The 12,023-nt window shown below is 67.2% G+C and carries 12 protein-coding genes; 7 read left to right on the top strand and 5 right to left on the bottom strand.

From position 1 onward, the window contains the following. The first annotated feature begins 323 nt into the window (after nt 1–323). Entirely contained in the window at nt 324–1,316 is a 993-nt protein-coding gene (locus WDC87_RS20575) for a patatin-like phospholipase family protein (RefSeq protein WP_088497219.1), read from the top strand. A gap of 39 nt (nt 1,317–1,355) precedes the next feature. Here the strand turns inward: WDC87_RS20575 and WDC87_RS20570 are convergent, their stop codons facing one another. Beyond that, nucleotides 1,356–1,841, bottom strand: coding sequence for an Lrp/AsnC family transcriptional regulator (locus WDC87_RS20570; RefSeq protein WP_005411782.1), 486 nt, complete (start codon nt 1,839–1,841; stop codon nt 1,356–1,358). 125 nt (nt 1,842–1,966) lie between these two features. Here WDC87_RS20570 and phhA point away from each other — a divergent pair, with 125 nt between their 5' ends. Continuing rightward, nucleotides 1,967–2,860 carry a phenylalanine 4-monooxygenase gene (gene phhA / locus WDC87_RS20565; protein ID WP_053496712.1) on the top strand — a complete coding sequence of 298 codons (894 nt, stop codon included), beginning with the start codon at nt 1,967–1,969 and terminating at the stop codon, nt 2,858–2,860. Between the two features lie 105 nt (nt 2,861–2,965). On the opposite strand, the gene WDC87_RS20560 is transcribed toward phhA, so the two are convergent. Beyond that, nucleotides 2,966–4,021, bottom strand: a complete 1,056-nt coding sequence (locus WDC87_RS20560; protein ID WP_111178762.1) for a LacI family DNA-binding transcriptional regulator — start codon at nt 4,019–4,021, stop codon at nt 2,966–2,968. 239 nt (nt 4,022–4,260) lie between these two features. On the opposite strand from WDC87_RS20560, the gene WDC87_RS20555 reads away from it, so the two are divergent. From WDC87_RS20555 to WDC87_RS20540, 4 genes are all read left to right on the top strand, one after another. Further along, nucleotides 4,261–4,851 (top strand): cysteine dioxygenase family protein, encoded by a 591-nt coding sequence (locus WDC87_RS20555; RefSeq protein WP_061480460.1) that lies wholly within the window; start codon nt 4,261–4,263, stop codon nt 4,849–4,851. 111 nt (nt 4,852–4,962) lie between these two features. Further along, on the top strand, nt 4,963–5,601 hold the full coding sequence (gene eda, locus WDC87_RS20550; RefSeq protein WP_065186797.1) for a bifunctional 4-hydroxy-2-oxoglutarate aldolase/2-dehydro-3-deoxy-phosphogluconate aldolase: 639 nt from the start codon (nt 4,963–4,965) through the stop codon (nt 5,599–5,601). Between the two features lie 96 nt (nt 5,602–5,697). Then, the gene (gene adhP / locus WDC87_RS20545; RefSeq protein ID WP_088497217.1) at nt 5,698–6,726 is read left to right on the top strand and encodes an alcohol dehydrogenase AdhP; all 1,029 of its coding nucleotides are present in this window, start codon (nt 5,698–5,700) and stop codon (nt 6,724–6,726) included. A 127-nt stretch (nt 6,727–6,853) separates the two neighbouring features. Next, nucleotides 6,854–7,246 carry a hypothetical protein gene (locus tag WDC87_RS20540; protein WP_252744734.1) on the top strand — a complete coding sequence of 131 codons (393 nt, stop codon included), beginning with the start codon at nt 6,854–6,856 and terminating at the stop codon, nt 7,244–7,246. A gap of 75 nt (nt 7,247–7,321) precedes the next feature. Here the strand turns inward: WDC87_RS20540 and ligD are convergent, their stop codons facing one another. The 3 genes from ligD to WDC87_RS20525 form a co-directional block, all read right to left on the bottom strand. Then, nucleotides 7,322–9,808 carry a DNA ligase D gene (gene ligD / locus WDC87_RS20535; RefSeq protein ID WP_252744735.1) on the bottom strand — a complete coding sequence of 829 codons (2,487 nt, stop codon included), beginning with the start codon at nt 9,806–9,808 and terminating at the stop codon, nt 7,322–7,324. A 3-nt stretch (nt 9,809–9,811) separates the two neighbouring features. After that, nucleotides 9,812–10,732 carry a Ku protein gene (locus WDC87_RS20530; protein ID WP_111178698.1) on the bottom strand — a complete coding sequence of 307 codons (921 nt, stop codon included), beginning with the start codon at nt 10,730–10,732 and terminating at the stop codon, nt 9,812–9,814. 163 nt (nt 10,733–10,895) lie between these two features. Beyond that, nucleotides 10,896–11,294, bottom strand: a complete 399-nt coding sequence (locus WDC87_RS20525; RefSeq protein ID WP_049413394.1) for a hypothetical protein — start codon at nt 11,292–11,294, stop codon at nt 10,896–10,898. Nucleotides 11,295–11,440: 146 nt separating this feature from the next. Here WDC87_RS20525 and WDC87_RS20520 point away from each other — a divergent pair, with 146 nt between their 5' ends. Then, complete coding sequence (locus WDC87_RS20520; RefSeq protein WP_053496719.1) at nt 11,441–11,785, top strand: hypothetical protein; 345 nt, start codon at nt 11,441–11,443, stop codon at nt 11,783–11,785. The last annotated feature ends 238 nt before the right edge of the window (nt 11,786–12,023 follow it).

Here is a 12,023-nt window from a genome sequence, read left to right as displayed (position 1 = left end):
CCCCCCCGCGGGGGGCGCGCAACACGCGCGCCGAACGAGGCGGGCGGGGGCGCCGCGGCCGGTGGCTGTATGGCCAAACCCCATCAACCCCCCCTCCGGGGCGGCCGCCCGCGGCCCGACAACCACCGGGACCGGGCCGCGCAGCGGGTTGGGGGGGGCCGGGGCCCGGCACGCCCGGGGCGGGTTGCGTGTGGCCGTTGGGGCGCGCCCCGGGGGCCGGCACTACCTTTATGAATGGGCGATATTTCCCACCCTGCCCGCCCCGCCGCGGCTTCGGTATGCTGGCGCCCTTTCCTGAATCCGGCGCCGTGCGCGCACTGCCGATGAGCCTGTTCCGCCCCCGCATGCTGCTGTCTGTCGCCCTGATCGGCCTGCTGGCCGGCTGCGGTGGCGACCCGGTCCGCCCCACGCCGCCGCCGGCGCCGACCGTGGTCCCGCAGGCCAAGCCGGTGAAGATCGGCATCGCCCTGGGCGGCGGCGCGGCCAAAGGCTTTGCCCATATCGGCGTGATCAAGATGCTGGAGGCCAACGGCTTCGAGCCGGCCGTGGTCGCCGGCACCAGCGCCGGCAGCGTGGTCGGCGCCCTGTATGCCAGCGGCATGGATGCCTTCCAGATGCAGAGCAGGGCCGTGGCGCTTGATGAAGCCAGCATCCGCGATGTGCGCCTGTTCTCCGGTGGCCTGGTGCAGGGCCAGAAGCTGCAGGACTACGTCAACGAACAGGTTGCCAACCGTCCTGCCGAGCGCCTGAAAAAGCCGTTCGCCGCCGTCGCCACCCAGCTGGAAACCGGCGAGCGCGCAATCTTCGTGCGCGGCAATGTCGGCCAGGCCGTGCGCGCGTCGAGCAGCATTCCCGGTGTGTTCGAGCCGGTGAAGATCGGCGGCCGCAGCTACATCGACGGTGGCGTGGTCAGCCCGGTACCGGTGGACGCTGCCCGCCAGCTCGGCGCCGACTTCGTGATCGCCGTCGACATCTCCAGCAAGGCCAGCGGCAAGGCGCCGACCGACATGCTGGGCATCGTCAACCAGTCCATCTCGATCATGGGCCAGCGCCTGGGCGAGCAGGAACTGGCGCGCGCCGACATCGTCATCCGCCCGAAGGTGCTGGACATCGGTGCCGCCGATTTCAGCCAGCGTGGCACCGCGATCCTGGAAGGCGAAAAGGCCGCGATGGCAGCGATGCCGCAGATCCGCGCGAAGATCCAGCAGCTGCAGCGCGCGCGCGCCGCAGCAGCCGCACCGGCACCGGTGGCCGCGCCGAAGTGCGAGGAAGCCTCGCGCCTGGGCAAGCTGATGGGCCGCAAGGACAAGTGCTGATCCATTGAAGCCAGGCCACCGGGCCCGCCCGGTGGTCGCTCAGGACTCCAGCTGCGACAGCGGCAACGCCTGGAAGCCCTTCACCGTGCGCAGCACGAAGCTGGAATTGGCATCGGCCACGCCACCGGCATTGAGCAGCCGGTCCAGCAGGAAGCGCGAGAAGTGCTCCAGGTCGCGCACGTACACGTGCAGCAGGTAGTCCATGTCGCCGGTCAGCGCGTGGCAGGCCACCACCTCGTCCCACGCCTGCACGCTGTCCACGAAGTGGCCGATGGCGGCCTGGTCGTGCTTTTCCAGCTGCACGCGCACGAAGGCCTGCAGGCCCAGCCGCAGCTGCCGTGGCTCCAGCCGCGCGCCATAGCCGACGATCACGCCCTCGCTTTCCAGCCGCTGCAATCGCCGCAGGCAGGCCGAAGGCGAGAGATTCACCCGCGCCGCCAGTTCGGCGTTGGTGGCGCGCCCATCCCGCTGGATTTCGGCCAGCAGGCGTATATCCGTGCGATCGAACTGGACTTCTCCGGCCATTGTTGCCCCGCAACATGGTGAGTACGCAAGGATATTGCGCCAACAAGGCCAATCGGCGCAACTTTTGCAACCCTGTTGCGCGTCCCCTGCCCTAGCATCGTGGGTATCCCATCCAGGAGTGCCGCATGGACCTCGCCCAGCCCCGCCGCGTCGAACACCAGCAGACCGACAAGGGCTACGTGCCGGTGTATACCACCGCGCTCGTCGAGCAGCCATGGGACACCTACAGCGCCGACGACCACGCAACCTGGAGCACGCTGTACCAGCGCCAGCGCGAGCTGCTGGTCGGCCGTGCCTGCCAGGAGTTCCTGGATGCGCAGGACGAAATGGGCATGAGCGCACACATGATTCCGCGCTTCGACCAGCTCAACGAAGTGCTCGGCGCGGCCACCGGCTGGACCCTGGTCGGGGTTGAAGGCCTGTTGCCGGAACTGGATTTCTTCGACCATCTGGCCAACCGCCGTTTTCCGGTGACCTGGTGGATCCGCCGCCCGGACCAGATCGACTACATCGCCGAACCGGACCTGTTCCACGATCTGTTCGGCCACGTGCCGCTGCTGATGAACCCGGTGTTCGCCGACTACATGGAGGCGTACGGCCGCGGCGGCGTCAAAGCGCATGCGATCGGTCCGGATGCGCTGCAGAACCTGACCCGCCTGTACTGGTACACCGTGGAGTTCGGCCTGATCGACACGCCCGAGGGCCTGCGCATCTACGGTGCCGGCATCGTGTCGTCGAAGGGCGAGTCGCTGTACTCGCTGGAATCGGCCGCGCCCAACCGCATCGGCTTCGACCTGCAGCGGATCATGCGCACGAAGTACCGCATCGACACCTTCCAGAAGACCTACTTCGTCATCGACAGCTTCGAACAGCTCATGCAGGCGACCTCGCCGGACTTCACCCCGATCTACGCGGCACTGGCCAACCAGGCGCATCTGCCGGCCGGTGAAGTGCAGGGCGACGACCGCGTGTTCCAGAAGGGCACCGGCGAAGGCTGGGCCGACGGCGGCGACGTGTAAGCACACAACGCGCACGGCTTTGCACTGAAAACGGCGCACTTGGGTGCGCCGCTTTCGTTGTTGCCTGCCTGCGCCACTGCAGCGGCGCAGGCGAGGGCAGGACACTCAGCCATCCACGGCCCGGCAGGAACCGCGCACCATCAACTGCGGATGCACGCTGGCCGCGGTCGGTGCGTCGGGCACGTCGGCCTGGACCAGCATGGCGGCGGCGGTGCGGCCGATGTCGGAAACGTGGCGCCGCACCGACGTCAGCGGCGGCCACAGCCGCGATGCCAGCGGGCTGTCGTCGTAGCTGACGATCGACAACTGCTGCGGCACCGCGATGCCTGCACGCAATGCCACCTGGTACACGCCTGCGGCGATTTCGTCGTTGCCGGCGAAAATCGCACTGGGGCGTTGCTCGCCCATCAGCAGCCGTTCGGCGGCATGCACGCCGGACTCGAAGGTGTCGCCCGCTTCCAGCACGCGCTCGCCGGGCAGGGTCAGGCCGACCTGCGCCAGCCGATCAAGGAAACCATGCGTCCGTTCGCGCGCGGCACGCCGGTCACCCGGTCCGGCGATCACCGCAATGTCGCGGTGGCCAAGCGAAAGCAGGTAGCCCGCCGCAGCGGCAGCACCATCGCGGTCATGGGTGACCACGGCATGGTTCTCATCCTCCGAGGCATGCGCGTTGATGCGCACGTAGCGACAGTCGATGTCATCGAGCATCTGCGCCAGCGCAGCCGATTCGGACGCACGCGGCCCCAGGATCACGCCGTGCAGCTTCTGCTGCTGCACGAAACGGCGCACGCCCTGCGGGCATTCCGGATCCTGGCTGTCGCAGGGGTGCACCACCAGCTCATAGCCAGTGCCGCGCAGCGCGTCCAGCGCGCCGTGCTGCAGGTCGACAATGCATTGGGCACCCGGGTCGTCATACACCAGGCCGATCAGGAAGGAGCGGCGGAATGCCAGCCCGCGCGCGAGAGGATCGGGCACGTAACCGACCTCGCGCATCAACGCCTCGACCTTGTCGCGGGTGTCCTTGCGCACCAGCGGCGAGTTGTTGATGATTCTTGAAACCGTTTTCTTGGAAACTCCCGACAGTCGTGCGATGTCGTTGATCGTGGCAGCCTTGCCCTTCGATGCCGGCAACGCGGCATCGCTAATAGTTCGCACTGACATGTATAGAACCAGGTAAGTCGGAGAATTCTAGCCTTGCGCCCGTCGGGCGCGAAGTTGCGGAATGTCGCAGCGGATCTTAATCGTGTCGTGTTCGACAGATTCTGCTGCGCAAGGTTCCATTGTGATCGCTCTACTGCGTCTGCATCTGAATCGTTCTTCCGCGCGTATTCACCTTGAATGTGGACGCGACGCGCGCGAACGCCAACATTCCCTTAACCATGCTCCGCTACATTCGAGGCATGGACCTGCAGACTTCTCCGTTTCCGCCATTCCGCGGCCGCGACCGGTTGATCGCCGCAGTCGACGCGGCGATGAGCTCCGGTGATCCCGAGCGCATCACGACCGACCTGCAGCTGGCGCTGCAGGAAGCCATAACCGACAGCCGCATCGAGTTGCCCGAATGCGTGCATCGGCCGGTCAGCGATCATTACGCGCGACGTCCGCTGTACCACAGCCGCGAACACGGCTACAGCGTGATTGCCATGAGCTGGGGCCCAGGGCAGGGCACGCCGCTGCACGACCACGATGCCATGTGGTGTGTGGAGGGCGTGTGGTTGGGCGAGCTGGAGATCACCCGCTACGAGCTGCTGGAGTGCGCCGGCGAGCGCTGGCGCTTCCGCCGCCACGCCGCGCTGCGCGGGGGCTGCGGCAGTGCCGGCAGCCTGATCCCCCCGCATGAGTACCACACCCTGCGCAATGCCAGCGATGAGGCACTGGCGATCTCGGTACACGTGTACGAGGCGCAGATGGAGCGCTCGGCGGTGTTCGATCCGCTCGGTGGCGACTGGTACCAGCGCCGCATCCAGGCGCTGCAGGCCGACCCGGCCTGAATCCGGCGCGGTGCGGAGCAGGGCACCGTCGCGGTCCGCATGGCATCATGCGCCGCTGCGCTGCCGGCACCGGCAGCATCCGCGATGCCCTGGCGGGCAAGGAGCAAGACGATGTCCAGCGCTGATCCGCGCCTGCGCGCGCTGTTGAAGCTGGCACCGGTGATCCCGGTGTACACCCCCGAAGATGTGAATGAAGCGGTCGAAGTGGCCCAGGCGCTGTTCCGTGGCGGGCTGCCGGTGATCGAGGTGACCCTGCGCACGCCGCAGGCGCTGGATGCGATCAAGGCCATGGTCGAGGCCGTGCCGGACGCGGTGATCGGTGCCGGCACCGTACTCAACGCCGCGCAGATGCAGGCGGCGAAGCAGGCCGGTGCGCGTTTTGCCGTTTCCCCCGGTGCCACGCCGGCACTGTATGCGGCCGCGCGTGATGCCGACCTGCCGTACCTGCCCGGTGCTGCCACCGCTTCGGACCTGATCCAGGGCCTGGAGCACGGCGCGGACACCTTCAAGTTCTTCCCGGCCGTGCAGGCCGGCGGCGCCGCGCTGCTGGCCGCCTGGCACGGCCCGTTCGCCGATGTGCGCTTCTGCCCGACCGGCGGCATCAGCGCGCAGACCGCGCCGCAGTTCCTGCACCTGCCCAACGTGCTGTGCGTGGGCGGTTCGTGGCTGACCACCCCGGCGCTGCTGCAGACCCGCGACTGGGACGCCATCGAGCGCCTGGCCCGCGAGGCCTCGGTGCTGGCCAGCTGAACCTGCTTCGCGGATCTTCAAAGGTTTGATCGTGATCAAAGCGCCGGTCTCGCGCCGGCGTCATTCTGTGGGCAAGCGCACTACGGAGATCCGAACATGAATTCCACCATGAAGGCCGCTGTCGTGCGTGAGTTCGGCAAGCCACTGGTGATCGAGGAAGTCTCGGTACCGCGCCCGGGGGCGGGCGAGGTACTGGTCAAGATCGAGGCTTGTGGCGTCTGCCACACCGACCTGCACGCCGCCGAGGGCGACTGGCCGGTGAAACCGAACCCGCCGTTCATCCCCGGCCACGAGGGCGTGGGGCACGTCGTGGCCGTGGGAGGCGGGGTAGGGCACGTCAAGGAAGGCGACAGGGTCGGCATCCCCTGGTTGTACTCGGCGTGTGGTCATTGCGAACACTGCCTGGGTGGCTGGGAAACGCTGTGCGAGACGCAGCGCAACACCGGCTACTCGGTCAACGGCGGCTTCGCCGACTACGCACTGGCCGATGCCAACTATGTCGGCCTGCTTCCGAAGGACGTGGGCTTCGTCGAGATCGCGCCAGTGCTGTGCGCCGGCGTGACCGTCTACAAGGGACTGAAGGTCACCGACACCAAGCCCGGTGACTGGGTGGCGATTTCCGGCATCGGTGGCCTGGGCCACATGGCCGTGCAGTACGCCCGCGCGATGGGCCTGAACGTGGCCGCGGTGGACGTGGACGACACCAAGCTGGCACTGGCCCGCCAGCTGGGCGCGCAGGTCACCGTCAACGCGCGCACCACCGACCCGGCCGCGTTCCTCAGGAAGGAAATCGGCGGCGCCCACGGTGCACTGGTCACCGCAGTGTCACCGAAGGCGTTCGAGCAGGCGCTGGGCATGGTGCGCCGTGGCGGCACTGTCTCGCTCAATGGCCTGCCGCCCGGCAACTTCCCGCTGGACATCTTCGGCATGGTGCTCAACGGCATCACCGTGCGCGGCTCGATCGTCGGTACCCGCCTGGACCTGCAGGAATCGCTGCAGTTCGCCGCCGAGGGCAAGGTCGCGGCCACGGTCAGCACCGACCGCCTGGAAAACATCAACGACGTGTTCGCGCGCATGCATGCGGGCACCATCGAAGGCCGCGTGGTGCTCGACTTCGCTGCCTGACCGCCTGTGCATGGCCGCCGTCGCTCCGTCCCCCTCTCCCACGGACGCGGCGGCCATGCCGATTCATCGGTAGTGCCGGCCGCTGGCCGGCAACGCGGGCACTCTGTGGCCGCCGTACAATGCGCGCATGCCCGCCCTGCTCAAGACCCTGTTCCTGTCCATCGTCGCCCTGATCGGCGGCGTGCTGTCGCTTGCGCTGGTCAGCAGCGTCGCCAGCTGGCTGCCACCGTTGCTGGGCCTGTCGCCGGACAACAACAGCGTGCAGCTGGGCTGGGATCTCACCTTCAGCGTGCTCGGTGGCATCGCCGGGGTTTCTTTTGCCACCTATTACGCGCCCTGCTGGCCGCGATCGCACGGCTTCTCGATCTGGTCGCTGGTCGCGCTGGGCTGTGGCTACGCCATGTGGACGGCGGGTGCGGATTTCCCGTTGTGGTTCGTCATTTCACTGCTGGCGTCGCTGCCGTTGCAACTGCTGGCCGGCTGGTGGTTCGGCCGTCGTCCCTCGCGCGATCCAAGGTGATGCCGCCCCTGTAGAGCCGAGCCCGTGCTCGGCTTTCATGCACATCGGCACAGGCAGCCGAGCATAGGCTCGGCTCTACAGGTCCATGCGCGGCAACGTCTGCTTCAGCCGCGCGATGCCGTGCCAAGGGTCCGCCTTCAGGCGCTTCGCGCGCGCCAGCGCCTTGCCCATCGAAAATGCGTCGGCGGCACTGATACGAGCCAGTTCATCCCAGCGCAGCGGTACTGCCACACCGGCGGAATCGCGCGCACGCAACGACCACGAGCACACACTGGTGGCACCCCGCGTATTGCGCAGCCAGTCGATGAAAATGACGCCACCACGCTTGGCCTTGCTCATTGTGGCCACGTAGCGGTCGGGCGCCCGTTGCGCCATCGCCCGGGCGAACGCCTCACAGAACGCCTTGGCCTGTTCCCAGTCGGCCTTGGGCCGCAGCGGCACCACCACATGCACGCCCTTGCCACCGGACAGCCGCACGAAACTCTTCAGGCCGACTTCCTGCAGGTGGTCACGGACATCACGCGCAGCGGCTTTCACCTCCGCCCAGCCCACCCCTTCACCGGGATCGAGATCGAACACCAGGCGATCCGGGTGCTCGGGATCGGCCACGGTCGCGCCCCACGGATGCAGCTCCAGTGTGTTCATCTGCACCAGTTGCAGCAGGCCCCGCACATCGTCGATGTAGACGTAGTCCTCGCGGCCGCTCTTCTGCTGCAGGGGCACCGCGTGCACGGCATCCCCCAGGCCGGGGCCATGGTGCTTCTGGAAGAAGCAGTCCTTGCCCACGCCATCCGGGCAGCGCAGCAGTGACAAGGGCCGCCCGGCAATTTCGGGCAGAATCCAGCGCGCCATGCGCTGGTAGTAGTCCGCCACGTCGCCCTTGCTGAGCTTCTGCCTTGGGAACACCACCCGCTCCGGATGGGTTATCTGGACCTCGCCCCCGGCTTCAGCACTCGATATGGCCACTCCCAGGTCCTCCTTCTGCTTGTCGATGCGCAGCCGCTTGAAACTGGCCTGGCGCAGCAGGCCTTCCTTGCCCCAGCCACGGAAGGCCACTTCCGCCACCGTCACCGGCTTCACCCAGCGAACGCTGGCGGCGCGGAACGGCACATGCGCCGGCAGCTGCAGCACAGGCGTCTTCACCGCCAACGGCTGCAGCGCCTTGTGCAGCGCGCGCAAGCTCTCGTCGTCGAAGCCGGTGCCGACCCGCCCCACATAGCGCAATCCGCCGTTGTCCGGCGTGGCGAGAAGCAGCGAGCCGAACCCTACCCGGGAGCCCTTCGGTGCCGTGTAGCCGACAATCGCGAACTCGTCGGTGTCTTCATGCTTCACCTTCACCCAGCTGCGTGCACGGGTGTTCACGTAGAGCGCATCCACCTGCTTGCTGACGATGCCTTCGAATCCCGCCTTCCCGCTGGCATCGAATACCTGCGGGCCATGGTCGATCACGTGCTCGCTGAAGGCCAGGGTTCCGGGCGTGGGTCCGATGAGATCCTTCAGCAGCGCCTTGCGCTCCAGCAGCGGTGAACGACTGATGTCCACGCCGGCCACACCCGGCAGATCGAACACGATGTAGCGCAACGGTTGCTTCGAACTCCCGTCGATCACGCGCTGCAGCGCGGCGAAGTCGCTGCGCCCCTGCTTGTCCAGCACCACCAGCTCGCCGTCCAGGCGCGCATCCCGCACCGGCAGTGCCTGCACGGCCTGTACCACCTCGGGAAAATCACCCGTCCAATCCAGGCCGTTGCGGGAGCGCAGCGTCACCTTGCCTTCGTGCAGATCGGCCAGCAGGCGATAGCCATCCCACTTGATCTCATGCAACCAGCGCGCGCCGTCCGGTGCACTGTTGCGATGATCGGTCAACTGTGGCTTGAAGGCGCGCGGGTAGGGCGTGTCACGCGCGCCGTCCAGGTTCAGCGCTCGCGCATGCCAACGCGCATCGGCCTTGCGGGTCGCCGATCGTGCAGCCGGTGCGGCGCGCGTTGACTTGCCCACCGTGCGCTTGCTCACTGCGGATGTGCGTTTCGGCATGGGGGATTGGAGCAGATCATCTGCTTCGGCATCGCGCGCTTCCTCGTCGTCGCGTTTGATCAACAGCCACTGCACCTGGCGTCCCTTCATCGCTGTGCGCACCAGCTTCCAGCCGCCGGCCAAGCGTTGCCCATGCAGCACGAAGTCGATCTTTCCCGCTGCCAGTGCCTGCAGTGGATCGCCTTCGCAGGCCCATGTGCCGTGATCGAAGACCTCCACGTGGCCAGCGCCGTAGTGGCCTTCGGGAATATCTCCTTCGAAACCGGCGTAGGACAGCGGATGGTCTTCCACTTCCACGGCCAGCCGCTTGTCACCAGCGCGAAGCGAAGGACCCTTCGGCACCGCCCAGCTTTTCAGCACACCGTCCATCTCAAGGCGGAAGTCATAGTGCCGCGAAGTGGCATGGTGCAGCTGTATGACAAAGATCGGCCGCCGCTTCGGGTTGCCGTGTGCGGGTGTGTCGTCAGGTTCCGGTGTCTGCCCGAGGCCACCGCCAAGCCGGCGCTTTCGCCGGTACTGGTGCAGCGACATGGCTCAACCTGCCTTACGCCGTGCAGCGGTTTTCTTTGCGGCCTTCTTCGTTGCCTTCTTTGCGGCTTTCTTTACCGTCGGCTTGGTGGCTGCTTTCCGCGTTGCCGTCTTCTTCGCCGGCGTACGCTTGTTCGCATCCAGGCTCTTCTGCAGCAGTGCCATGAAATCGACCACGTTGGTGCTGGCGTCCTCACGCGGTGCAGGTTCATCCTCCACCCGTGTGGTACCGCCCTTGGACTTGATGCGCTTGTTCAGCACTTGCTGCAGGCGCTCGCGGAATTCGTCGTGGTACTGCGACGGATCCCAATCACCGGACATCGACTCGATCAACTGCTCGGCCATCGCCGTTTCCCTGCTGCTGATGCGGTAATCGGCGAGCTTTCCGGTGGGCAGCTTGTAATCTTCGGGATCCACCAGTTCCTGCGGATAGCGCAGGATCATCAGCACCAGCGCGTCCGCATGCGGCATCACCGCGCACAGGTATTCGCGGGTACGCACCACCACCCGGGCGATGCCCACCTTGCCGGTACTGCGCAATGTCTCGCGCAGCAGTACGTAGCCCTTTTCGGCCTTCTTGCCGGGCACCAGCAGGTAGGGTTTCTCGTAGTAGCGCGGGTCGATCTGCGCGGCATCCACGAACGATTCCACCTCCACCGCTTCGTGGCTTTCCGGTGCCGCAGACCGGATATCGCCTTCCTCCAGCACGACATAGCTGCCCTTGTCGTACTCATAGGCTTTGACGATGTCCTTCCATGGCACTTCCTCGCCGGTATCGGCGTTGACCCGCTCGAAGCGGATCGGCTTGCGGTCGCGGGAGTCGAGCATGCGGAACTGCAGATCGACCTTGCGTTCGCCTGACATCAGCGACACCGGCACGTTGAGCAGGCCAAACGACAGCGTGCCGGTCCAGATCGGGCGGGCCATGGGCGTACCTTTGGCGGGGCAGGGCATCCAGCTTCGGATGGGCGGTGTAAACCACCCGTGTCGATACCGTGCACGTGGGTTCTACGGAGAACGGCAGTGCCGGCTGCGGGCCGGCAGAGCTCGCGGCCTGAAGTTTCCTGGGGTTGCCGGCCAGCGGCCGGCACTACTGCAGCAACGGCCTCACCGCCACCGCAGGAATATGATCCAGCGCGCGCCAAGCGTCTTCCACCACCGGCCGTGCCTGCGACCAGCTCAACCGCGACTGCCCGCGCATCTGTTCCCAGTGTTCGGCCAGTTCCTCACAGGTATCCGCGGCGTCACCGCGCGGCCAGTCCGCAGCGTGGGTGGTCAATGCGAAGGCATAGACCGGGCATAGATCGCGCCAGTTGCGGTGGTTCTGCCCGCGACGCTCTTCGTAGTCGCTGAGCATGTACTGCAGGTAGTCCTGCGCCACCGCCTGCGGATCTTCATGGCGGCGCGTGCGGCGTTGTGCGGTGCGCTGGCCGAGCGGATCGAGCAGGGCGTTGAACACGGACGGTGCGGGTCGTTCAAGACGGGGCATGACCGGCTCCTGCAGCGGGGGCGGGTGGGCAGGAATACGCGCGGTGCCGTTACCGGGGGGTGAGCGAGATGTTCATGACGCCGGGTTCGCGGCGGCTTTACCTGTGGCGCGGTGTAGTGGGAGCCCCGAGCGCAGGTAGCCAGACCATGAGCCGAGAGAATTCCCGAGACCCGTTGCGGGAAAACCACCCGCCCATTCCCGGTGAACAGCGCGGCAAGCGCGATGCCGACAATGCCGACTACCGCGGCACCGGCGCACCTTTCTACGACGCCGAGCACGGTGGCGACCATCTGCCGGTGAAGCACGAGGCTGAACAGGCCGCCCAGGACCGCAAGGATGGCGGCGACCGCCATCGCGGCGGCCAGGAAAGCCCGCTCAAGCGTCGCGAACGCAAGCAGCGCGCCAGCGACAACCAGGACGAGGCGCTGGAGGAGACCTTCCCGGCCAGCGACCCGACCTCGCCGTTCGTACCAGCCAAGGCGCCCGACTGACGGGTAGTGCCGGCCCCTGGCCGGCAACCCCCTGACGCCCTGCGCGGCGCGATGCCGGCCAGGGCCCCCGATTTACGGGTAGTGGGGGGCCCCGGCCCCGGCGCCCGACTCGGGGGCCCCCGGCCCCCGCGCGTCCGCGGCCCCCCCCCCCCCCAAGAACCACCACAACACCCACACACCCCCCACCCATCACCTCACCCGCCCCCCCCGCCCCCAGGCCACGGGCCCCGCCCAGCGG

This window comes from Stenotrophomonas maltophilia group sp. Smal12 (assembly GCF_037079935.1).
Taxonomy (GTDB): Bacteria; Pseudomonadota; Gammaproteobacteria; order Xanthomonadales; family Xanthomonadaceae; genus Stenotrophomonas; species Stenotrophomonas sepilia.
Note: the sequence above shows the minus strand (reverse complement) of the source record. Positions and strands in the feature narration are given on the sequence as shown.